Annotated in this window: 16 protein-coding genes and 1 pseudogene; 10 read left to right on the top strand and 7 right to left on the bottom strand. The window is 68.5% G+C overall.

Going from position 1 to position 23,048, the window contains the following annotated elements; all coding sequences use genetic code 11:
- Positions 1 to 256 (bottom strand): annotated as a pseudogene (locus tag HR086_RS04110) (hypothetical protein); the annotation flags it as partial.
- 262 nt (positions 257 to 518) lie between these two features.
- Here HR086_RS04110 and HR086_RS04105 point away from each other — a divergent pair.
- The 5 genes from HR086_RS04105 (at position 519) to HR086_RS04085 (ending at position 4,339) form a co-directional block, all read left to right on the top strand.
- Positions 519 to 995 (top strand): hypothetical protein, encoded by a 477-nt coding sequence (locus HR086_RS04105; protein WP_141640396.1) that lies wholly within the window; start codon positions 519 to 521, stop codon positions 993 to 995.
- Between the two features lie 182 nt (positions 996 to 1,177).
- Entirely contained in the window at positions 1,178 to 1,585 is a 408-nt protein-coding gene (locus HR086_RS04100; protein ID WP_141640397.1) for a DUF962 domain-containing protein, read from the top strand.
- Between the two features lie 183 nt (positions 1,586 to 1,768).
- Positions 1,769 to 2,491 carry a YebC/PmpR family DNA-binding transcriptional regulator gene (locus tag HR086_RS04095; RefSeq protein ID WP_174453827.1) on the top strand — a complete coding sequence of 241 codons (723 nt, stop codon included), beginning with the start codon at positions 1,769 to 1,771 and terminating at the stop codon, positions 2,489 to 2,491.
- A 370-nt stretch (positions 2,492 to 2,861) separates the two neighbouring features.
- Complete coding sequence (locus HR086_RS04090; protein WP_254626162.1) at positions 2,862 to 3,422, top strand: hypothetical protein; 561 nt, start codon at positions 2,862 to 2,864, stop codon at positions 3,420 to 3,422.
- Positions 3,419 to 4,339 carry a type VI immunity family protein gene (locus HR086_RS04085; protein WP_254624185.1) on the top strand — a complete coding sequence of 307 codons (921 nt, stop codon included), beginning with the start codon at positions 3,419 to 3,421 and terminating at the stop codon, positions 4,337 to 4,339. Before HR086_RS04090 ends, HR086_RS04085 begins: the two co-directional genes overlap by 4 nt.
- 31 nt (positions 4,340 to 4,370) lie before the next feature.
- Here the strand turns inward: HR086_RS04085 and HR086_RS49380 are convergent, their stop codons facing one another.
- The 3 genes from HR086_RS49380 to HR086_RS04070 all read right to left on the bottom strand — a co-directional run bounded on the left by HR086_RS49380 (position 4,371) and on the right by HR086_RS04070 (position 13,400).
- Positions 4,371 to 4,847, bottom strand: a complete 477-nt coding sequence (locus HR086_RS49380) for a hypothetical protein (protein WP_174453829.1) — start codon at positions 4,845 to 4,847, stop codon at positions 4,371 to 4,373.
- 418 nt (positions 4,848 to 5,265) lie between these two features.
- Positions 5,266 to 9,639 carry a discoidin domain-containing protein gene (locus tag HR086_RS04075; RefSeq protein WP_174464920.1) on the bottom strand — a complete coding sequence of 1,458 codons (4,374 nt, stop codon included), beginning with the start codon at positions 9,637 to 9,639 and terminating at the stop codon, positions 5,266 to 5,268.
- A 380-nt stretch (positions 9,640 to 10,019) separates the two neighbouring features.
- Positions 10,020 to 13,400 (bottom strand): peptidoglycan-binding protein, encoded by a 3,381-nt coding sequence (locus HR086_RS04070; RefSeq protein ID WP_174464919.1) that lies wholly within the window; start codon positions 13,398 to 13,400, stop codon positions 10,020 to 10,022.
- A gap of 335 nt (positions 13,401 to 13,735) precedes the next feature.
- Here HR086_RS04070 and HR086_RS04065 point away from each other — a divergent pair, with 335 nt between their 5' ends.
- Both HR086_RS04065 and HR086_RS04060 read left to right on the top strand, forming a co-directional pair.
- A complete protein-coding gene (locus HR086_RS04065) occupies positions 13,736 to 15,094 on the top strand; it encodes a hypothetical protein (RefSeq protein ID WP_174453832.1) in 1,359 nt (452 codons plus the stop codon).
- Positions 15,091 to 15,441 carry a DUF2019 domain-containing protein gene (locus HR086_RS04060; RefSeq protein ID WP_174453833.1) on the top strand — a complete coding sequence of 117 codons (351 nt, stop codon included), beginning with the start codon at positions 15,091 to 15,093 and terminating at the stop codon, positions 15,439 to 15,441. The genes HR086_RS04065 and HR086_RS04060 overlap by 4 nt, the downstream gene beginning before the upstream one ends.
- 98 nt (positions 15,442 to 15,539) lie before the next feature.
- On the opposite strand, the gene msrA is transcribed toward HR086_RS04060, so the two are convergent.
- Complete coding sequence (gene msrA / locus HR086_RS04055; RefSeq protein WP_174460659.1) at positions 15,540 to 16,196, bottom strand: peptide-methionine (S)-S-oxide reductase MsrA; 657 nt, start codon at positions 16,194 to 16,196, stop codon at positions 15,540 to 15,542.
- Between the two features lie 136 nt (positions 16,197 to 16,332).
- Here msrA and HR086_RS04050 point away from each other — a divergent pair, with 136 nt between their 5' ends.
- Positions 16,333 to 17,940: a Sapep family Mn(2+)-dependent dipeptidase gene (locus HR086_RS04050; RefSeq protein WP_174464918.1), complete on the top strand. Its 1,608-nt coding sequence runs from the start codon at positions 16,333 to 16,335 to the stop codon at positions 17,938 to 17,940.
- A gap of 3 nt (positions 17,941 to 17,943) precedes the next feature.
- Here the strand turns inward: HR086_RS04050 and HR086_RS04045 are convergent, their stop codons facing one another.
- Positions 17,944 to 20,010 (bottom strand): ATP-binding protein, encoded by a 2,067-nt coding sequence (locus tag HR086_RS04045; RefSeq protein WP_174453835.1) that lies wholly within the window; start codon positions 20,008 to 20,010, stop codon positions 17,944 to 17,946.
- 278 nt (positions 20,011 to 20,288) lie between these two features.
- On the opposite strand from HR086_RS04045, the gene HR086_RS04040 reads away from it, so the two are divergent.
- Both HR086_RS04040 and HR086_RS04035 read left to right on the top strand, forming a co-directional pair.
- Positions 20,289 to 21,251 carry an ornithine cyclodeaminase family protein gene (locus HR086_RS04040; RefSeq protein WP_174453836.1) on the top strand — a complete coding sequence of 321 codons (963 nt, stop codon included), beginning with the start codon at positions 20,289 to 20,291 and terminating at the stop codon, positions 21,249 to 21,251.
- Positions 21,248 to 22,615 carry an MFS transporter gene (locus HR086_RS04035; RefSeq protein WP_174464917.1) on the top strand — a complete coding sequence of 456 codons (1,368 nt, stop codon included), beginning with the start codon at positions 21,248 to 21,250 and terminating at the stop codon, positions 22,613 to 22,615. The genes HR086_RS04040 and HR086_RS04035 overlap by 4 nt, the downstream gene beginning before the upstream one ends.
- Positions 22,616 to 22,618: 3 nt before the next feature.
- Here HR086_RS04035 and HR086_RS04030 read toward each other — a convergent pair whose 3' ends face one another.
- Entirely contained in the window at positions 22,619 to 22,861 is a 243-nt protein-coding gene (locus HR086_RS04030; RefSeq protein ID WP_141640408.1) for a hypothetical protein, read from the bottom strand.
- Between the last annotated feature and the right edge of the window lie 187 nt (positions 22,862 to 23,048).

Here is a 23,048-nt window from a genome sequence, read left to right as displayed (position 1 = left end):
GGGGCGGCGTGGGGCTCGCGGTGGGACTCCTCGCGGCGGCGGGCGCTGGTTGCTGCGCGGCGGGGAGCAGCGCGCCTTGCGACACCAGTCGCGTGAGGATGCCCTGGAGTCGTTCGGGCGGCAGACCGGTGAGGGCGGGCAGATTCCGCGCGGCGGTCGCTCCATCCAGCCGCGAGAGCACGAAGCCTTCTTCCGCGCTGAGCACCAGGGAGCGCAGGTCCACCTGGGGGTTCGGCTTGGGAATCCAATCCGTCATCAGCTCCGAGTCTCCCACGACCCGTGTACGAGGTGGAGAGGGCCCGTCTCGCGATGCATGACGAGCGGAAAACTGTGGAGCGACGGCATGCGCCAGGGGCGACGAGGGGGGCGAGAAGCCGTCCCAAGAGGCCGCGAGCCCTCATGCCAGAGGTGCTGGTTTTCCTGCTTTTTCTAGTGCTGTCCCTGGCGCTAGAACTTCAGGAGAACGCCCGGACGTCCACGGCGGCATCCTCTGGTGGGCGGGGCACCAGGAGCACGACATGTCGAGATTCGCGGGAGTGCTGTTCGTCGCCGTCATCGCCATCTGTCCGCTGCGGGCACGGGCCCAGCAATGTCCCGAGGTGGCGGGGGCCACCATGTCCACCACGCTGGCGCTCTTCAAGACGATTCAAGAGGACCGGGCGAAGGTGTGCGCCGTCGTCGGTGAGAAGCCGCTCCCGGAGCGCTTCCTCAAGGAGGCGTCGGCCTGCTTCGACAAGCACCTGATGCCGTGTGCCCAGTCGACGGTGAAGGGGTTCCTGCCGCTCCTCGACAAGTGCATCCAGGGCCAGAACCTCTTCAGCGACACGGGCATGTGCTCGCGCTGGGACGCGGCGATGACGTGCATGGATACGGAGATCCGCGACAGGAGCAGCTCCGCCACGATGGCGATGATGAAGCACCTGGGCCTGGTCCAGAGCAAGACCCAGAAGTTCGAGGCGTGCTTCCGCGCCGCCGCGAAGAAGGTGAAGAAGTAGCCCCGGGCTCGGAGTCCGGTCGTCCCCGGCGGGGGAGGGGGCCCACCTGTCGGGAAATGCGCACCAGGGGGCCGCTTGCCCGCTCGCTGGCCATGCCCTCGGGGGCCGTCGAGGGCCCTGATTTCACGCTCCGACCTGGAGCGGGTTGACGGGATGCCCCTGCCTGGACACAACTTCACTCCATGCCCAAGCCCCTCCAGACCTATGGCGAGTTCTGGCCGTTCTACTTGCGCGAGCACTCACTGCCCGTGACTCGACGGTTCCACTTCGTGGGCACCAGTCTGGGACTGGCCACGGGCGTGGCGGCCATCGTCACCGGACGCGGGGCCCTGGTGCCGGCCGCCCTGGTCGCCGCCTACGGCTTCGCGTGGTTCAGCCACTTCTTCATCGAGCGCAACAAGCCCGCGAGCTTCAAGTACCCGCTCTGGTCCTTCATCTCCGACTTCCGGATGGCGGGGCTGATGGCGGTGGGGCAGCTCGACGCCCACATGGAGCGGGCCTTCGCCAACGGCGAGCAGGGGACGGGGGCCAACAGCCTCACGCCCGCGCAGCAGGCGCAGCCCCAGGCTCCCGCGCAGCAGGCGCGCTGAGTCATTCGCAGGGCCCTTGGGATGGGACTGGCGCGGTGGCCTGGAGGTCGCCGCCCGCCCGTTTCGTGGACCGAGCGCCGGGTAGGTCGCCGCCCCGCACACGAAGCGCGGGCGCCCCACCCGAGTTGCGCTAGATTGGCGGCACCGCTTCAACGCCCCCCTACCAAAGAGTCGCATCGACCCATGGGACGCATTTTCGAGACGCGCAAGGCCACGATGATGGCCCGCTGGAACAAGATGGCGAAGGTGTTCACGCGGATCAGCAAGGACATCGCCATCTCGGTGAAGTCCGGTGGGCCCAATCCGGACACGAACTCCACGCTGCGCCGGGTCCTCCAGAATGCCCGTGCGGCCAACATGCCGAAGGACAAGGTCGAGGCCGCCATCAAGCGCGCCAGCGGCCAGACGGCGACGCAGTACGAAATCGTCCTCTACGAGGGCTACGCGCCCCACGGCATCGCGCTGCTGGTGGAGACGGCCACGGACAACGTCGTGCGCACCGTGGCCAACGTGCGCATGCGCTTCAACAAGTACTCCGGGAACATGGGCAACGCGGGCAGCGTCGCGTTCATGTTCAAGCGGATGGGCGTGTTCCGCCTCAACCCGGAGGGGCTCAACCAGGACGAACTGGAGCTGGAGCTCATCGACCACGGCCTCCAGGAGTTGGGCGAGGGCACGGGTGAGAAGGGCGAGAAGCAGCTCATCATCCGGTGCGACTTCTCCGACTTCGGCAAGCTGCAGACGGCGATTGAAGCCAAGGGCCTGACGCCCATCTCGGCGGACTCCGAGTACATCGCGGAGAACCTCATCGAGCTGCCCGAGGACAAGGCCAACGAGGTCCTCGAGTTGGTGGACTCGCTGGAGCAGGACGACGACGTGCAGCGCGTCTTCCACAACCTGGGTTGAGTGGTCCGTGGGCCCGGGATGGAGTGGGCGCTCGTCACGAGCGTCCCCGTCTCCGGGCCTGTGTTGGGCCTGCTCCAGCAGTTCGTCCCAACTTCTGGAGGCGCCCGTGCTTGTTCCTCGGAACCCACATTGGAAACGGGCGCTCCTGCTCCTGGCCACAGCCTCGCTCCTGGCTTGTGCTGGGAGTGCACACCAGGCGGCGTCCAAGGACTTGCGGTTCGATACGGAGACCGCCGCGCGCATTCGCCATGCTTCCGCGGTGGCGAGACAGGGAGCGCGCGTGCTCGCTCCCACGGCCACGCACGCATCATCCTCCATCCTTGCTGGGCTGGTCCCGTTCCTGGTGACGCTGCTAGGAAATGACAACGCAGTGGACGAACTCGAGGAGCAACTTGTCGAATGTGCTCATCAGGCCGAGCGCCTGGTGAACCTGGAGTTCTTTGGTCATCGGGCTCCGACAAGGCAGGAGTGTGGTGAGGAAGTGGAAGTGGATGGCTGCGGCGAACGCATCACCCGGGCCATGCTCCTGGGGCAACGCAAGCATGCGCTGGCGCTTCGATGTGCGAAGCAGGTGCTGGAGCAGCGCTGGCCCGCGCCATTCAGCATCGAGCAGAGATATCGCTTCTATCCCCATGCCCGGCTGCTGGAGACCGTCAGCAAGGAGGAGGAGGCTCGGCTTGTCTCACAAGGGTGTACTCGCGAGCTGTGGCGCACCATCAAGCCGGACCTCGTCCTGCATTCCGACTCGAACCTGCTGCGGTCCGCGCTCACGTTGGACTTCAAGTTCCCTTGTCCCGACACGAATGAACCCCGATGGACACGCTATGGGGAGAAGAGCGCCTATGCCGGCTCCAACCAGGGACGCATCTACCAGGAAGCTCTGCAGGGAGAGGCGGTCATGGTCTCGCCTCGATGGGGTATGACTCGATGAGGGAAGCGCTTCCGGTCATCCGTGTGACGAATGCGAGCGGGGACCTGGTGGTTCGCGAGGGGCTCGTCCTCTGCTTCTTCATGCGCCATTCTCATCGGGACGTGGCCGCCGGGGTGTGGCGCGCGCTGGAGCACTATCGGCGAGCGATTCCTCCCCAGGCCTTGGGTTGGTATGGCGCGGATGATGGGGACACCCTGCCGCTGGATGAGGCGGGCTGGAAGCACATCCGCGAGCAGATGGTCGAGCGTGCCTGGGGAATCGAATGGCTCGTCGAACTGTCCGAGTTCGAAAGCGGTGCAGGGGGCTACCACTTCGAGTACGACGGCCGGAAGCTCGATGCGCCGCTCTTCGACCAGGATGACGGCGCCACGAGCGGCATCTGTTTCTCGTTCCCCACCGAGTACCTCCTGTCACATGGCCCAGGTCACTTCCGTGCCCTGGCCCTCGACATCGCGCGTGAGCTGCCATTCAGCTTTGGCTATGCCAGCCTCGCGCTCAACTGCCGCCCGGGAGCCTGGTTCTCCGTGCGGAGGCAGCTCCTGGACACCCTGAGTCGCTATCTCGGGCTGGACATCCATCACATGGGAGAGACGAGCAGGCACATTGGCACCAAGGCTCGTGGCGCCTACTGGCTGACGTTTCTGGGCGAGCCGTTGCTCGCGCAGCTCGGAGGGCTTGAGTCCCTCCAGCAGCGGCTCGGAATGCCAGAGCTGTCCTTCCAGAGGATGGCGTCCGAACGCGTGCTGCTGACCTTGGGCGAGTGGCCTGATGCCATCGATACGGAGACTCAGTCCGTCCCGGTCCAGTACCGGGAGCTGGCGCGTGTTCTCGAACCCTTCCTCGGCGAAGAGAAATCCAGTTGGCCCCCGTTCGATACGGCGATGTGGCACCGCTGGCTTCGCAGACTGTGCCCCTGACTCGCTCATCGTCGGGCCTTGGCGTGGCCGCTCACTTCACGTCGTAGACCTTGTGCAGCGGGGCTCCGTCGCGGTGCAGGTCCACCTCCAGCCGGCGGGCGGTCTTCAAGAGCGCGTACGTCTCCAGCGCCTTCTCTGGCGTGTCGAGTGAGATTCCATTGACGCGCTGGATGACGTCGCCGTTCTGGAAGCCAAGCTTGTCGTAGAGCGAGCCCTCGCGAATGGAGAAGAGCTTGAAGCCCTGCGCCTTGCCATCCTTGAAGGCGGGGACGATGCGGGCCTGCATCGCCATCTCCGAGTGCCGGGGCTGCAACGTGTCGACGAGCGGGTCCTTGCTGGTGATTTCGTAGGCGTTCTCGCCCACGCTTCGGATGTCCACGCTCGAGTCGGAATCGTCGAGCGGGGGCTTGGTGAAGAGATGGAACGTGCGTGCTGCGACCAGTGCTCCCGCGAGGATGAGCGCGCCAGAGAGGAACCACGCGTACCGCCGGAAAGTCTTGTGCTTCATCGTGTCCTGCCTCCTCCCCCGTGAAGGGTGAAGGAGACAAGAGCAAGCTCGATGCCAGGGACGTGCGCGTGTCTGTCTTCACTCGGGGCCGCGTCGCGCCGGGGCGGGCCCGCGTTGTCTTGCGGGCCTGGCGAAGACCCCTCCTGTCACGCGTCGCGGATTCACGGGTGACAGGGTGTCGTGACAGGTTGTCACGCGACGCGATGGGGACAGAGTGGCGTCGGTTGTACGACAGTTGACCGGGTGCTGCCGTGTCACATGCATCCGGAAGAAGCGCGGCTCGGAGAACCGGGCGCTCGCCATGAGCGAGCCCGTGCTGCTTCGTTGTGAGTATTGGCACCAGGGCTTGCCCCGACACGCGAAGGGAAGACGGCCGGGAGGTCAGCCGCCGTCTTCCCCTCGTCCCGGTGCGGGCCGACTACTTGGTGAAGGTGATGGGGCCGCTGGAGAGCGTGGTGTTGTTCGCTCCGTCGACCGCCCGCACCCGCCACGTGTGGCTGCCCGCCGCGAGGCCCGTCAGCGTCGTCTGCTCGGTCCCCACGCCGTACACCTCGAACTCCCACAGCGAGTACCCATAGCCCGTGGCGCGCTGGATGCCTCGCATGCGCACGTAACGGCCCACGCCGCTCAGGTTGAGCAGGTCATCCTGCGCGCCATTGCCGTTGGCCTCGGTGTACACGGCCCTCCACGTCGTGCCGTCCACGGAGGCCTCGATGGCGTACTGCTTGCCGTACGCCGCCTCCCAGAACAGGTTCACCCGCTTGATGGAGTACACGGCGCCCAGATCCACGGTGATGGACTCCGTGTCAGGGCTGGCCACGTCGGTGCGGCTGGACCAGCGCGTGGCGGTGACGTTGCCGTCCACCGCGTCGTTGGGGCTGCCGAACTCCGACGACGTCGCGGAGACGTTCTTCGCCAGCGCCAGGTTCGTCGACGTGCCCACGTAGGCCTTCGGCGTCACGTCCGGCGCGCGGTCCGTGCCGTCCACCACGAGCACGTACCTGGACACGCCCGCGCCCACGTCCGTCGTCTGCTCCCAGATGAACGTCGTCGACGCACCCGGCACCGCCGCGCCCGCCGCGGGCACCAGCGCCGCGAAGGCCGCCGGAGGCGCCGTGTCGTTCAACGTGAAGGTCGCCGTGGCGGACTGCGTGACACCGCCCGCCCAGTTGTAGGCCCTCACGAACCACGTGTGCGCGCCGTTGCCCAGCGCGGCGTTGATGACGGGCGCGGAGTTCGTGCGCGTCGTCGCGACAGGGAAGGGGCTGCCGTCCAGGAACACCTCGTAGCGGTGGATGCCCGTCTGCGGGTCGCTGCTCGCCGTCCATGTGAAGTTCGGCCGCGTGGTGATGGTGGAGCCCGGTGCCGGCGTCTGCAACGTGAACGCCGTGGGCGGCGTCGCATCCGTCAGCCCGAAGCCCTGGATGCCCGCGCCGTACTGGAACAGCGGGTTGCCGTAGATGGGCAGGATGGGCAGGCCCTGGGCAATCCGAGACTTGATGGCCGCTCGCTCGGCGGCGGTGGCGCCCAAATCAAACGGGATGTCCCACTGCTCCAATTGGTTGTTCTCCACGTCGGTGCCCACCTGGTCCATGCCCCTGGGCAACTGCCACGGCAATTTGCCGCGCGGGAACACGTCGCCGAAGAGGATGTCCGCCACGGCCGGGCCTCCCGAGTCTCCAGGCCGGTACGCCACCAGGAGCGCATTGGTCTGCGGGACGACGTTCGTCAGCACGTACGGACGCGGCAGGATGAGCACCGTCGTCGTGGGGATGTTGCGCGCGCGGAAGCCGGTGATGAGGCCGTACTGGTTGCCCCACTTGGCATCATGCGCCGGGCCAATCGGGTCTCCGGGCAGGTAGGGCTTCTCCTTGTCCCACTCGGTGCCGTGGGTGAAGTAGCTCTCGCCCACCACGACGATGGCCGCGTTGGGCGTGACTCCCGCCGGAGCGTTGTCCTTGTAGACGGTGATGCCGGCCGCCTCGGCGCGCTGCTTGATGGCCTGGTAGATGGTCAGGTCCCCGAACTCCGTGCCGTGGAAGTCCGAGCGCCACGTCACCATGCAGGGGCCCGCATCCGCGCAAGGCCCCGCCACGACGATGCTCGAGCCCGCGCCCAGCCGCAGCGGCAGCGCGCCGTCGTTCTTCAAGAGCGTCATCGCGTTCTGCGCCGCGCGCCGCACCAGCGCCTTGTGGTCCGCCGTGTGCCACTCGGAGGTGCCCGCGAGGCCCCTGCGATACGGGTCCTCGAAGATGCCCAGGCGGAACTTCAGGTCCAGAATCCGGCGCACGGAGTCGTTGATGCGGGCGATGGGCACCGCCGTTTCGAAGTCGCCCATCTGCGCGGGATTCGCCCCGCCCATGACGTCCGAGCCCGCCGTCGCCGAGCGCGTCCACGCACCCGACGGCAGCCAGTCCGAGCAGATGACGCCCTGATACCCGAGATTCACACGCAGGTAGTTGAGGATGCCCACGCTGTCACCGGCGCCGTAGCCCTCCGGGCCCAACAGCCAGCTGCCCGCGTAGCCGGGCATGATGCCGCTGGTGCCCGCCTCCAGCGCCGCGTGCCACGGACGCATGTGGTAGTGGATGGTGGTGCCGTCATAGGTGATTCCGGCCTCGCCGCCCGCGCCCTGGCCGGGCCAGTGCTTGGTGGTGACCCAGATGGAGTGCGGGTTCACCTCGGGACCGCCCTGCAGGCCCGCGATGAGCGCGCGGGTGAGACCCGCCGACAGGTCCGCGTCCTCACCGTTGCCCTCCTGGATGCGCGGATAGAGGACCTTGGTGCCCACCTCCGCCAGCGGCGACAGGGTGCCTCGGCTGCCCACCGCGAGCTGCTCGCGGCGTTGCATGTCACCCAGCTCGTAGACGGTGTCCAAATCCCTGGAGGCGGCCAGCGCCGGCTGCGTGGGCCAGCTCGTCTTGTAGCCGTGGATGGAGTCGCCCGCGTCGACGTTCGGGATTCCCAGCCGCGTGCCCGCCGAGGCGCGCTGGAAGCTGACGATGTCCTCCGGGCTCAAGGGGCCCATGGTGAAGCCCGCCTCGGGGAAGGTCTTGGCCTCGTAGAACATCTGCAGCGCCTTCTCGCGCGTCGTCATCCGCGCCATCAGGTCGTTGACGCGGGTGACGATGGGGTTGTGCCAGTCCTCGTACGGGTCGATGACGCCGTTCTTGTTCAAGTCGCGCATGCCGTTGATGAGCGCGACGCCGTCCGCCGCCGTCTCGACGACCGGCAGGTACAGGCTGAACTGGCGCAAGTCCGAGCGACTGGTGGTGCCGCTGGCCTGCGTGGCCACGACGTACCACTTGTAGGTCCAGCGGTCCGGCAGGTCCTGCGTCAGCGTGAATGACGTGCCCGTCGTGGTGGTCATCAGCGTGTAGCGGTCCAGCAGGCTGCCGGCGGCCATCCAGTCGTAGTCGACGCGGCTGATGTTCAGATACAGCTTGTAGTTGGCCGCGCCCGCGACGGCGGCCCACTGGAACGTGGGACGGCGCGTGTTCGTCACCATGGCGTTGTTGGCCGGAGCGACGACGGCGAACGCACCGGCGATGGCGGGAGGCGCGGGTGCCTGGTACGGGTCCGGGATGATGGTGCGGTCTCTTCCGTCCGGAGGCCCGCCCGTGGTGAAGATTTCGACCTTCCACTCCGCGCCCTGCACCGCGAGCGAGGTGACGCTCTGCCCGCGCAGCACCGTGCCGGTGGACGTCGTCACCGCCAGCCGGATGTCCGTGTTGGGCGCGGTGGGCGAGAACTGATTCTTGGAGAGCGTAATCGTCGTGTTGGGAGCGAAGGTCAGCTCGTAGGTGAAGGGCCCGGGCGGGTTGCGCACCGACGGCGTGGTGTTGCCTTCCTCCGGCGTGGGCGTGACGCTGATGGGCGCGGGCGAGACGTTGATTTTCGCGTACGCCAGCTCCGGGAACATCAGCTTGATGGTCTGGTTCGTCGTCTGCGGCGGCGGCTCCTGCGGTCCGTCACCGGGCGCGTAGACCTCGAAGTCCCAGAGGGAGATGCCGTAGCCGGTGCCTCGGGTGATGCTGCGCACGCGCACGTAGCGGGCGGAGCCGGACACGGTGACTTCGCGGCGGCCCGGCGCGCCGTCGGTGATGTTCGTCGCGAGCGGTGACCAGGTGCTGTCATTCGTCGAGCCTTCAATCGCATACGTCGACGGATAGGCGCCCTCCCAGTTCAGCACCACCTTGCCGAGCGTCCTCGCCGAGCCCAGGTCCACGCGAATCCACTGGCCGTCCAGCGGGTCCGAGGACCAGCGCGTCGTCGTGTTGCCGTCCACCGCATAGCCCGGCGTGAGGTGGGCCGCGTTGCCCTCCACCGTCGAGGCCGTGGCGGGCCGGTTCTTCGCCAGGTCGCCCGTGGTGGCCGTGCCGCTGTAGACGGCGAACTCCCACAGCGAATAGCCGTAGTCCACCGCGCCGCGCACCGTGCCGAGGATGCGCACGTAGCGGCCCGTGCCTGACACCGTCAGGTCATCCGTCCCGCCGTCGCCGTCGGTGATGGTGCGGATGTCCGTCCAGTTCGCCGCGTCCGGGGACGTCTGCACCTTGTAGCCGATGGCGTACGCCGTCTCCCACGTCAGCACCACGCGGCTGATGGTGGTGCTCGCTCCCAGGTCGACGTAGATCCACTCGTTCGCGGTGAAGGTGCTGCCCCACCGCGTGCCTCCATCTCCATCCACCGCGTAGTTGCCCGTGAGTCCCGGCTCCGCGGACGACGTCACCGTCGGTCGGTTGAGCGCGAGGTTTCCGGCCTGGGCGCTCGCGTCCGCGCCGAACGCCATCACACCCACTGCTACCGCTGTCGCACACACCCGCGTCAGCAGACTCCTGACACGGTGCGTGGCCTGCACAAAAGGGGTTGGTAATCGCATGGGGACGAAAAGCGGGCCGCTGGAGAAAGTAGGGGAGGGGGTGAGCCAGCGCATACCGAGACGGTTCTGCGTCCGAGCGGTCCTTTCCTTTCAACCCACGATTCTATTTCTTCGGACGGCAAAGAAAGTCAAACCAGGACCCGCTAACGCGGCAAGTCGCGAAAGGCATGGCGGTGCTCCGCGTTGAAGTTTCATCAGGTTACGCGGGTGCCGCGTTGCGTTGTCGACAAGGGCGTCGGGTGCGGGCGCGCGGCGAGTGTTGTCGCGCGCCCACTTCGACCGATGCGGGTTCAGCGCGTCTCGTTCTGCTTCGCCCACGCGGCGACTTCGGGCGTGCGTGACTCCACCCAGGCGCGGAACTCATGGGCCTGGGAGAGGTACACCTCGCCGCCGCCCGCGCCACTGGAGGGTGGGTGTCCGAAGAAGCGCGTGTGCACCTCGCGGGCGAGTGTGCCCACGTCGACGCCGTGGGCCTTCGCGAGCCGCTCGAGGAACTCCTGGAAGCGCGCGCCGTCTATCCTCATGGCGTCGGCGGCCTGCACGAGGCTGTCCAGGTGGGTGGCGCTCTGCCCCAGCGACGGGTGGTCCGCGATGAGCTTCTGCACCTGCTCCGGCGACATGGCCAGGTCCTGGCACAGCCGTTGGTCGAGCAGCTCCGGCCCCAGCGTGACGAGGTTGCGCGCGAGCGTGGCGTCCATGCCGCTGGCCGTGAGCAGCTTCACCTGTTCCTCTCGGGTGCGCTCCTTCTCCGGGTCCAGGTACTTGGCGCCGAGTCCTCCGAGGAACAGGGCCGCGCCGAGCACCTGGAAGCCCGGTGCCCAGCTGAAGAGCGCCGCTCCCGCCATCAACGCGCCGCCCAGGGCCTGGGCTCCGGACGCGCTGGCCTTCCAGCCGTCGCCCTCGCGCAGATACTGGAAGCTCTGCAACGCGTCTCCCGCCGCGCCCAGCACCGCGCCGACGGCGGACGCCTTGCCGAGCGCCGCGACAGTAGAAGCCGCCGTCGCCGTCTTGCCGAGCACGCCAGCGAGGAACACTCCGCCGTCCGCGGTGAAGCTGAGGCCGTCGCCGACAATCTTGAGCTTCGCGGCGAGGTCCGCCTGACTCCAGTTGCTGGCGTCTCCGGCGAACGCCGTGCCGACGACGAGCAGCCCCAGCCCGCGCAGCGCCTGTCCCCGAGGAGAGTTCGCGCTGTAGGGCAGGCCCGTCTCCTGTTCCGTCAGGAGGGCGTTCAGGGACTGCGTCGTCTTGCGCACGTCCGCCTCGGAGGTGCCTGGCTTGATGGTCCGCAGCAGGCGGACGTAGGCCTTCATGTCGTCCGGCTTCATGCCGAACACATCCGAGCAGCGCGCGAGCCCGTCGAAGATTTTCTGGGCGGTGCCCGGGGACTTGCCGCCGGCCGCGAGCAGGGCGCCGGTGCCCGCGCTCTTCACGAGCGCGAGGGCGAGCTTCTCGTCGAAGTCCTTGCCGTCCTTCAGCTTGCCCACGACGTCGAGGAAGAGCGGTGCGTCCTCCGCCTTGGCCGCGAGCTGTCCGGCGAGGTAGCTGGCGCCGCCCTGTGTCTCCGCCATGCGGGGCAGCTCGCGAGCGAGCGCGGCGACACGCGGGTCATCCGAGCCTTGAGGCACGCCGTCCGGCGCGGCGGTGGCGAGCAGCTTGCCCAGCCGCTCGAACTCCGCGAGGTCCTTCTGGATGCCGGCCTGCCCGACGTAGGTGGAGATGAAGTCCTTCTGCTGCTGGGGCGTGAGGATGGCGGAGGGGCCGCCGAGCAGCGCGGTGAGCTTCTTCTGGTGCAGTTCCGCCTTCTCCGCGGCCACGGCGAAGTCGCCGCGCACGCCGTCGATGGCACTCCACAGCGTGCGGTGAAGCGCCGCCTGGTCCTTGCCGTAGGTGGGCGCGGTGCTGCCCGGCGCAATCACTTCCCTCCGATTCAGCGAGCGCTCGATGTCGAACGCGAGTCGGGTGCCGAGCCCGAAGTTGACGGCGGTGCGCACCGCGCTCGTCATCGACATGTTCACCAGACCCGGAGGCGCATCGCGCGTGAAGGCCTTGCCCACCATTCCCGCGGCGGGGTCCTTCAAGAGCTCCGTGGCGCGCGTCAGGGAGTAGAACGTCTGGTGCTCGATGCGGTTCTCCTGGTCCGCGAGCTTCTTGAGCACCTCCGGATTGTCCAGGTCGGGCTGGCGCAGCGGCGGACGGGGGTGGAGCTGGCGGTTCGTCTCCGGAGACACGCCGGCGAAGAGCTGGCCCATCTTCGCCAGGGACGGCTCGGCGGCGCGGACGAACGCCTCCTGGTAGACGGGGTCCGGGTTGCTGGCGATGAACTGCTCGAACTGACGCGCGCCCTGCTCCAGGCTGTTCTTGAGCGTGCCCTCCAGCGCCTTCGCGTCTTGCGCCGCGCGCGTCTTCACGTCCGTGCCAGCGGAGACGCTGACGATGCCCACGCCCGACTTCGGAGTGGTGAGCTCGGGCTCAGGGACAGGGAGTCCCTGGGCGGCCTCGTCGAGCCTGCCCGCGATGGAGGCTCCAACGCTCTTGCCCGCGCTCACGCCTGCGTTGGCGGCTGGACTCGTGGCTCGCGAGGCGCCCTCCAGCGCGGTGAAGGACGGCTGTCCCCGAGTGGGAGAGAAGAAGACGCCGAGCTGCTCGCGCGTCATCGCCACGGGGCCACCGGTATGCAGTGGGTCCGCGACGAGGTACTTGCCGTCGGGTGTCTTGCCGAGGATGGCGTTGAGGTGGCCGATGTCTCCGGAGCCCATGCGCTCGGGGAACTGGTCGCGCCACTTCGCGTTCGTCTGGCCATTCGCGATGACAGGGTTTCCCGCCGCGAGCTGCTGGTCCAGCGCCTCCCAGCCCTGGCCGTAGCGAGAGCCGAGGCCCGCGGCCTTGATGCCATCACCCACCATGGTGCCGCCCGTCAGCTCGCGGTCCCTGTCCAACTGCGGCACGCGCGTGCCGTCGGACGCCTTCACGTGGGCGAACTCGCTCTCGCGACGTGGGCTCATCAGCGCGCGGGCGTAGTCCACCTGTTGCTCCTTGGAGAGCCCCGGGGGCATGTGGCCCGTGTATGCCAGTGACATCGCGAGGCTCGCGGGCCCGCAGTTGGTGCTGCCGCGCGGACCGGTCGGGTTGTACTCGGAGGTGAACTGGGTGATGAACGCGGCCTCGGCGGACATGGCTGGCCGCCGTGCGCCGCCCTGGGTCGTGAGGGCCTGGGTGAGTGCCTCGCGTGTCCCCGCCGCGTACTGGCCGGTGGCCGTCACGTCGTGTTCTGTCTGGAAGCGCTCCAGTGCCGCCGCCGTCTTCGGGCCGAACTGGCCTGGCCCCGTGGCGACCTGCTCCTCGGTGAGATAGCCCAGCGTCACCAGTGCGTCTTGCAGCGCCTTCACCTCGGGGCCGGAGTCGCCGCGCTTCAGGTCCTTCAGCGGAAGCGTGACGGGGGCTTCCTCTTCTTCTTCGGGAGGAGGCGGAGGCGGTGGTGGCTGGAGCCGCTCGCGGTGGACTGCGCCGCCGTCACCGTCCTCGAAGCGGGAGGTCGCGTCGAAGCCTTCCGTGCCGGAAGTGTCTTCCTGCTCGACGACGTGGTTCTGAGACGATGTCTCGTTCCGGGCTGTTTCAGTCGCGCCTTCGGATGAGATGGTTTGAGTCGGACGTGATGAGCCGTCGACACGCATGGTGTGTTGCTCCCCCTCTGATATCCAACGCACCTACGGCTCAGCGGCGGCTCGATTGCGTGGCAGTGTGTCGCTTCGGTGCGCTCGCGGGGGAGAGACAACGTTTCAGTCGCCACCTCGTCCAGCCGGGGCGAGGGGCGTGCCCGCACCAACATGGCCCGGGCCGCGTTGGAGAAGCCCAGACCTGAGCCCTTCCTCAAACGCCAGCGCCCCGAATCGCCAGCTCACGGGCTCAGCTACCTCTCGGAGTGTCTGTCAGCTCTATCTGGTATTGCACGACCTTCAGTCGACGGTGGGCTCCCGACGAATGGGGGCCATCGCCAGGAGGGCTTCGCATGTCGCCGCGATGGTCGATTCCGCTGCTGCTCGTGATGATGGCCGGATGCAGCGGCACCACGAAGTCCGTGCGCCTGCACACTGGCAACGGCGAGCCCATCGTCTTCACCCCACTCAGCGGCGATGCCGCGCCGGTTGAGTTGGACGAAGACGACTTCGTTGAAGCTGTAGAAGCGCTCGCCCAGAACGTGCGGCCGTCCACTCGTCCCCAGGAAATGGCCCGGCGGTTGTTCGAGGTGGGTTCGCGCAGTGGCTCGTACCTGTACGAGCCACGCGGCCACCGCGTTATCCCGTTGGGACCGGGCGAACACCTGGAGGGCGAACAACCCGCGACAGAGGTGGAGCTGACGCGCGCATACCTGCGCTGGTGCGAGCGCACGAACAAGCCCGGCGATTGCCTGCGCCTCCTGGTGGAGAGCCCCACGGTCACCGGGGATGGCCGTTACGCCCTGGCCATGGCCTTGGCACAGGGCGTCGTGTTGGACGAGATGCTGGATGCCTTCAAGGACATGACCGACCCCCAGGCCATGCTGTCGGCGGTTCTTTGGACGTGGACCACGTACTGCATCTTGCTCGCGGTGCCCGAGCCTTTCTCGAAGGGCGTGGCCGCCGTGATGACCGCCTCCCTCATTGCCTACGTGGGGGTCGATACGTTCTGGACCCTCATCGTGGGCTTCAAGCAGTTGGTGGAGGAGGCGGAGCGGGCCACCACGTTTGACGAGCTCCGCGAGGCGGGCGAGCGCTACGGCCAGGTCATGGGCCGCAACGCGGCGCGCGCGTTCGCCATGTTGGCCGTGGCCGCCATTGGAAACACGGCGGCGGGGGTGGGGTCGAAGGTGCCAAGGCTCCCAGGCGCCGCGCAGGCAGCGGTGCAGGCCGAAGCGCAGGTGGGCCTCAGGCTCGCGGCGGTCGCGGACGTGGGAGCGGTGACCGTGAGCGCCGAGACCGTCACCATCGCCCTCGCCCCCGGTGCCGTGGCCATGGCGGCCAAAGACACGGGCGGCGGCGCCTCCGCCAAGGCGCGTCCCATGGGCTACAGGGCCTGGGGCTCGTTCAGTGGCTTCAAGAAGGCCATGGGCCCGGCGGGCAAGAACAAGGAGTGGCACCACATCGTCGAGCAGACCCCGGGCAACGTGAACCGCTTTGGCCCCCAGGCCCTCCACAACACCGAGAACATCATCCCTTTGGACAAGAGCCTGCACGCCGACGTCAGCGCTCTCTACTCGTCGATCCGGCGTAGTATCACGGGCTCCAGCACCTTGACCGTGCGGCAATGGTTGAGCACGCGGTCCTATGAGGCCCAGCGTGACTTCGGGCTGCAGGCCATGGAGAACGTGGCGAAGGGGTTCTGGCGATGACGTTGGAGACACTGGTCGAGCAGTTCGCGCTGAACGTGGCGGCGCAGACCGAGGCCATCTTTCGAGGAGATGCCAAGACCGGGAACAAGCACGCCAGGAAGTACGGTGCCGCCGTCGACGAACTCCTGGCCAATGGAAACGCAGGGCGTGATGCCCTCCTCGTCCTGCTCAAGCATGAGCGCATGGATGTGCGTGTCATGGCCGCCGCCCATCTGCTCCGCTACCGGACGGCCGCGGCGAAGGCGGTTTTGGAAGAAGCCGCCCAGGGCAAGGGGCTCGTGCCCTTCGAAGCCGGGCAGGCATTGAAGCGCTGGGAGGAAGGGACCTGGGCACTCGATCCAGAGTAGCCGCATCGGTCGAACGGAAGGGCCACCGAGCCCCCAGGCTGCCCCCCGACGGGAGGCACCCAAGGTGCCTCCCGGTGACTCCTGTCACGGACTTCGGCTCAGGCGCTGACGCCCACGCCGATGGGGCAGCTCACGCCGGTGCCGCCCAGGCCGCAGTACCCACCAGGATTCTTCTCCAGGTACTGCTGATGGTAGTCCTCGGCGAAGTAGTACTCGGGCGCCGGGATGATTTCGGTGGTGATGGTGTCCAGGCCCTTCGCGGTGAGCGCCTTCTGGTAGGCGTCCCGACTGGCCTCGGCGGTGCGCTTCTGGGACTCGCTGGTGGTGTAGATGCCGGAGCGGTACTGCGTGCCCTCGTCGTTGCCCTGCCGCATGCCCTGCGTCGGGTTGTGGCTCTCCCAGAAGACTCGCAGCAACTGCTCGTAGCTGAGCTTCTTCGGGTCGAACACCACGCGGACCACCTCGTTGTGGCCCGTCATGCCGCTGCACACCTCGCGATAGGTGGGGTTGGGCGTCAGGCCCCCCGCGTAGCCCACGGACGTGCTGTACACGCCGGGCGTCTGCCAGAACTTGCGCTCGGCGCCCCAGAAGCAGCCCAGGCCGAAGATGGCGACCTCGTAGCCCTCCGGAACAGGCCCCTTCAGCGGAGTGCCCAGCACCTCGTGCTTGGGGGGAACGGACATCTCCTCCGTACGGCCCGGCAGCGCCTCCGCCGGGGACGGCATCCGCAGCTTCTTGGTGGAGTTGAAGAACATGCCCTAGGAATAGCCTCCCGCCCGTCTGGTTTCACCCCTAGAAGGAGCAGACGGCCAGACAGGCGGTGTTGGGGCCACAGGCCCTCCTCCGCCAAGGTAGGCCGACCTGCCCCGCTGAAATAGGGTCTCCCACCGAATGCGCCTCCCCATCGCCACGGCCTTGTTGTGTCTCGTCCCCTCCCTCGCGCTCGCCGGTGCGGATTCCCGCTGCCGCGCCAGCCGCTTCTCCGCGCAGGAAATGAAGGGCGCCTCCGCCCAGCAGCGCCATGCCGCGTATGTGCAAACATGTGCGCTCGACGAGGTGGTGGAGCTGACGAAGCAGCTGGTGCGCTTCAAGACGGTCAGCAGCGAGGCGCCTCCCGCGAAGAGCCCCGACATCGCCGCCATGGGCCGCTTCCTCCAGAAGTGGGCCAAGGCCCATGGCATGGCGTACCGCGTCGTGGGCGACAACGACGTGTTCGAGATTGCCTGGGGCGAGGGCGCGCCGACGCTGGGCCTCGTCTTCCACGGTGACGTCGTCCCCGCCCCCGTGCACGAGTGGAAGCGCCCGCCCTTCGAACCCTATGTCCAGGAGGGCCGCCTGTTCGGCCGGGGCGTGGAGGATGACAAGGGGCCGCTCGCGTCGGCGCTGGTGGCGCTCGACCACGCGCGGAGGCTCGGGCTCAAGCCCCAGGGCAAGGTGCTCGTCATCGTCGGCAACGGCGAGGAGAGCGACTGGAACGGCATGGCGAAGTACGCGGCCACCGAGCCCAAGCCCACGCACGTCATCTCCGTGGACTCGGGCTACCCCGTCGTCGCCGCGCAGTCCGGCTTCGTCGCGTGGAACCTCGTCGCGCCCGTGGGGCCGGCTCTGAAGTCCTCCAAGGTCGCGCTGCGGCCGGTGGACGTGAAGGCCGGCGAGTTCCTCACGCAGGTGCCCGGCATGGCCACGCTGAAACTCCTGCCCGGTGAGGAGGGCTCGCTCGCCGTTGCCCTGGAGACCGTCAGGAGCGCCGTCACCGAGGAGCAGCGGGTGCGCCCCGGGCTGAAGGCGGACGTGAAGGAGGAGGGTGGGGCGGTGGTGCTCACCGTCCACGGCAAGGCGGTGCATGCCTCCATCGCCGACGAGGGAAACAACGCGCTGTGGGGCCTGTCCGGTGTCGCGGCGAGGCTGCTCATGGAGGACAACGGCATCGCCGCCATGCTGCACGTCCTGGCCACGCGCTTCGACCGCGACCACCACGGTGAGAAGCTGGGTCTCGTGTACTCGGACGGCGGGCTGATGGGGACGCTCATCGTCTCGCCCACCGTGCTGCGCGTGGCGGATGGCAAGGTGAGCCTGGGCGTCAACATGCGCCGTCCCCAGGGGAAGGATGCGGCGGCGTTCAATGCTTCGCTGGACCACGCCGCGGAGCGCGTGGGCCAGGACTCCGGAGGCCGCGTGAAGGAGGGTGGCGGGCGCTACGTGGGTGACGCGCACGTCGCGGACACGTCCGGGCCGCTCGTCACCACGCTGCTGGACATCTACAAGCGTCACAAGAATGCACCGGACGCGAAGGCGACGTCCGTGCGCGGCGGCACCTACGCGCGGCTGTTCCCCAAGGCGGTGGACTTCGGCCCTGGCTTCCCGGGCGAGGAATACACTGGCCACGCGCCCGACGAGTCCATCTCGCTGGAGAGCCTGGACCTGGGCACGCGCATGCTCGCGGAGGCCATCCACACGCTGGCCCTCACGCCCGCGCCCGTCTCCGCGCAGGAGAAGTAAGGGCTACACCCGCGCGGGTGGGCTCTTCGCGCGGGGCCAGTACACGCGGAAGGTGGTGCCCTCCTCCTCCGAGGAGCGCACCTCCACGCGGCCGCCATGCGCGCGGGCAATCTGGTGGACGATGTAGAGGCCCAATCCCAGGCTGCGCTGCTTCTGATACGTCGAGGCCGACTCGGACGTCGCCACCGGCGTCTTGAACGGGTCGAAGATGCGCGGCAGCAGCTCCGCGGGAATGGGCTCGCCGCGGTTGTGGACCTCCAGCACCACGTCGTGGGCCTCTCCACGCACGCGGGTGTGCACCGGCGTGTCGCCGCCTCCGTGCTGAAGTGCATTGGACACCAGGTTCCCCAGCACCTGCGCCACCCGGTCCGGGTCCCAGTCGCCCGACGTGTCTCCCGACGACTCGAACAGGAGCGGACGCCCCGGGTGGCTCACCTGGAGTTCTTCCAGCGTCGCCTGACACACGTCCGCCAGGTCCATCGGCTGGGGTGAGACGGGGATGCCCTCGCCCAGCTTGCTGCGCGCGAAGTCGAGGATGTCCGTAATCATGCGCCCCATGCGCCCGGCGGACTTGCGGATGCGCTCCACCGCGCGGCGCTCCGGCGCCTCCAGCTCCTCCGCGCGCGCCAACTGGAAGGCCGAGGCGCCAATGGCGTTGAGCGGGTTTCGCAGGTCATGTCCCAGGACGGCGAGGAGCTGTTCCCGGAAGTCCACCGCGCGCTGGAGCGAGGCCTCCGTCTGCTTGTGGTGGGTGATGTCCACCAGGACGCAGCCCAGGCCCAACAGCCCCGAGGCCTGGGGCTCGCGCACCGGATAGAAGGTCACCTGCCACATGCGCTTGCCTCGCGGCGGCATCAGCGAGGTCGGCGTGGCGAACTCGAAGGACTGCAGGGGCTCGCCCGTCTCCAGCACGCGCCGAAGCAAGGGCTCCATCAGGTCCGCCACCGCCTTCGGCTGCATCTCCCGCAGCGTCCGGCCCAGGTGCGCCTCGGGCGGGAAGCCGTTGATGTCCGCCAGCGTCTGGTTGATGCGCAGGTAGCGCAGCTCCGGGTCCAGGAAGGCCATGCCCAGGGGCGAGGCCGCCAGCAGCGCGTCGAGCAGCGCCAGCGAGCGCTGGGCCTCCACCCGCGCATCCCGCTCCATGTCCTGGAGCCGGGCCTGGAGGATGTACGCGGCGGCGCGCTGACACATGGTGCGAAACAGCAACAGGTCCGCGTCGGAGAAGCCAAAAGACGTACGCGAGCCCAGGTATGCCACGCCCAAAAGCCGCGTTCCTTCCACCAGGGGCACGCCGTAGACGGCGCGCAGCCCCACGTCGCGCAGCACCGGCAGCACGACGCGCGAGTCCGTGGAGGCCGAGCGCAGCGTCATGGGCTGGCGTGTCGCGGCGACCTCGCCGACGAAGCCCTCGCCCAGCGCCAGCGAGCTGCCCAGGGCCTTGTCTCCGCCCAGCCCCACCGCGGCGCGCACCACCAGGCGGTCCGCCTCCAACATCAACACCCCCGCCGAGTCCACGGTAAGGGTCGACTCCATCACCACGTTGAGCAGGCGCACGAGGAGCGTGTCCACCGCGGGGCCGTCCAGCGTGGCCTGTGCCATGCGGTCCAGCGCCTGGAGGCTGCGCTGTCGCTCCTCCGCGAAGCGCTGCACCGTCCGCACCACCGTCCGGTCCAGGGCGCCTTCCAGTCGCTCCAACTCCCCGGGTTCGAGGGGCCGGGCCTGGGCCTCCAGCCTCCGGAGGATGCACTTGCGAAGGAGCGCGTACTCGGCCACCACCTCGCCCAAGTCGAAGCCCTGGTCCAGTCTCACCACCGCGTGCTCGTCCGCCAGCGCGGTGTCGGGGCCCTGTTCGCCCTGGTCGAGCGCGTCCGCCAGCGACACGAGCAGCCCCGGCATGTGGTCCAGCAACCAGGAGGGCTTTTCGCGCAAGCCGGCGTGGAGCGCGTGCATCGCATGCTCCCACTCCGACAAGAGGGCCTCTCGATTCGCGCGCAGGAAGTCCGACGCCCTGAGCGGTGTTTCCCGCTCGGGCTCGCCGTGCTCCGTGGAGCGTGTTTCCGGCTCCAGCATCACCGACCTCCTGAGGCCCCGCCCCCTCGCGCCGCCCTGACTTGAATCTGGGCACCTGGGCAGTTGTATGTATGTCCGGCCCCTCCGTTTGGCGGGAGTCGCGCGTGCGAGGGCCACCCCGAACCCTCGTCATCCGAGGAGCCCGCGTGGCGCCCGCCGGAGTCGTCCGTCGCTCCCCGCTGGACGAGGCCTTCGTCCGTCCACCGGCAATCGGTTGACCCCGAAGGACGACGTCGGGGGCTGTCGGAGTGCACGCGCTCGGTTAGGGTGAGTGGCAGATGCGCACCCTCCTGCTGACCCGCTCCGATGTGTCTCGCAATCTCCAGGCGCTCACCCTGCTGGAGGATTTGCGAGAGTCCTTCCGCACCGACGCCCTGGCACGCACCGTGGCTCCCCAGCGCGTGCGCGCGTCGCTGCACGCCGAGGGCACCGTGATGGCGCTCCTCCCCGGCTGTCTGCCCGGCATCCCCGCGTACACGGTGAAGGTGCACGCGAAGTTCCCTTCGAGCACGCCGGCCATCCAGGGTGTGCTGCACCTGAATGACCTGGCCACCGGCGAGCTGCTCGCGGTGATGGACTCCGGACACCTGACGGCGGTGCGCACGGGGGTGATGGGCGCGCTGGCGGCGGACGTGCTGGCGCGGCCGGACGCGAGCCGGGTGGCCATCATCGGCGCGGGCGCGCAGGCGGTGATGCAACTCAAGTCGCTGCGCCTGGTGCGCTCGCTGTCCCACGTGCGGGTCTACGACACGGACCCCACGCGCGCCTTCGCCTTCGCCACGCGAATGTACAAGGAGCTGAACCTGCCGGTGCGGCCCGAGGACTCCGTGGCGGACGCGGTGGCGGACGCGGACATCGTCATCGCCGCGACGTGGAGCCGGCAGCCCTTCCTCCACCCCGGCATGGTGCGACCGGGCACGCACGTCACCACGCTGGGCGCGGACGAGCCGGGCAAGGCGGAGGTCTCCGCGGAGCTGCTGCGACAGGCGCGCTTCATCTGCGACCACCGGGGCCTGTCCGTCACCAGTGGGGCCGTGGGCAACGTGGGGCTGGGCGAGGACGCCATCCACGCGGAGCTGGGCGAGGTGATTGCCGGGCTGAAACCCGGCAGGACGTCTCCACAAGAGGTGACGGTGTTTGGCGCGGTGGGGCTGCCCTTCCAGGACCTGGCGGCCGCGTGGCACGTGTATCAAGCCGCGCGGGGTGATGACGCCATCCAGGGCCTGGACTTCAGCGCATGAGGGTCTGGGACTCGCTCATGTCGCGGTTGGGGCTCACGCGGCCGGAGCTTCGCGCGTGGGCGATGTACGACTGGGCGAACTCCGCCTACGTCACCACCGTCATCGCGGTGGTGTTTCCCATCTACTACGCCTCCGTCGCGTCGAAGGGGCTGGAGCGTGAGGTGGCCATGGGCCGCTTCGCCGCCGTCACCGCCGTGGCGCTGGGCACGGTGGCGGTGTTGTCGCCCGTCCTCGGCGCGCTGAGCGACAGGGCGGGCCGACTCAAGGCGCTCTTGGGCGGCTTCCTCGCCTTGGGGTTGCTGGCCACGGTGGGGCTGGCCGGCGTGGGGCCCGGTGACTGGGCCTGGGCGCTGGTGTGCTTCGGTCTGGGCAACGTGGGGGTGACGGGCAGCATCGTCTTCTCCGACGCGCTGCTGCGCCACATCGCCAGGGACGAGGAGCTGGACCGGGTGTCCACCGCGGGCTACGCGCTGGGCTATCTGGGGGGCGGGCTGCTGTTGGCCGCGCAGCTCGTGTTGCTGGTGAAGCCCGGCTGGTTCGGGCTGCCGGACGCGGCGGCGGCCTCGCGCGTGTCCTTCGTCACGGTGGCGCTGTGGTGGGGCGCTTTCTCGGTGCCGCTGTTCCTGCGCGTCCCCGAGCCTCGGCCCCCGAGCGGCGCGCCCCTGCCCCGGCTGTCGCTCACCGGCGTCTTCTCGCAGCTCGCGGAGACGCTGCGGGCGCTGCGGCAATACCGGCAGGCCCTGCTGCTGTTGGTGGCGTATCTGCTCTACAGCGATGGCATTGGCACCATCATCCGGCTGTCCACGCTGTATGGGACGGAGCTGGGCATTGGCCAGGGCGCGTTGATGGGGGCGCTCCTGATGACGCAGGCGGTGGGCGTGCCCTGCGCGGTGTTGTTCGGCAAGGCGGCGTCGCGGGTGGGCTCGAAGCCGGCGCTGATGTTCGCGCTGGCGGTGTACGTGGTGGTGACGTTCCTGGGCTACTTCATGAGCTCGCCCGTGCACTTCTTCGCGCTGGCGCTGCTGGTGGGCATGGTGCAGGGCGGGAGCCAGGCGCTGAGCCGCTCGCTGTTCGCGCAGATGATTCCGCGTCACCGCGCCGCGGAGATGTTCGGCCTGTTCAGCGTCTTCGAGAAGGTGACGGCGGTGGCGGGCCCGCTGGTGTTCGCGGCCACGGTGGAGCTGACGGGTTCCAGTCGCCTGGCGGTGCTGTCGCTGCTCGGCTTCTTCGGCGCGGGCGCGGCGGTGCTGTGGCGCGTGGACGTGGAGGCAGGCAAGCGCGCCGCTCGCGAGGACGACGCCCGCGCGGGGTGGAATGATGCTCCGCTGACGACCGCCGCTCCCGGGGCCGCGCGCGTGGACTAGCGCTCAGTGCTCGACGGGGGGCACCTCTCGGGGGGCGGAGAAGAGGCTGTCGCGTCCATGGCGCAGCACCACTTCTCCGTGGAGGACCTCTGTCACATCGTCGAAGGACACCGCGAAGTCATGGCGGCGCAGCAGGCCCTTCTCCACGATGAGCTCCTTCTCCGTGATGTCGATGATGCGGCCGATGGTATGGCCATCATTGCCGCGGACCTTCATTCCCTTCTGAATCTCGGCTCGGCTGAACATGGGAGCTCCCTGGGGGCGTGGGAGAAGCCCCTCGTGGCCAAGCTGGAGAGGGACCTCGCCCCGCGCAACGCCCGCACGGTGAGACGGCCCCTCGGAGGCTTTGCGGGAGACGGCTACCCCCGCGACTCGGCGCCCGGGCGTGCGGGTGATGTTTCAGTCGACAGGGATGTTTCACAGGAGGCAGGCG

It is taken from the genome of Myxococcus sp. CA039A, assembly GCF_013336645.1.
GTDB lineage: Bacteria > Myxococcota > Myxococcia > Myxococcales > Myxococcaceae > Myxococcus > Myxococcus llanfairpwllgwyngyllgogerychwyrndrobwllllantysiliogogogochensis.
Note: the sequence above shows the minus strand (reverse complement) of the source record. Positions and strands in the feature narration are given on the sequence as shown.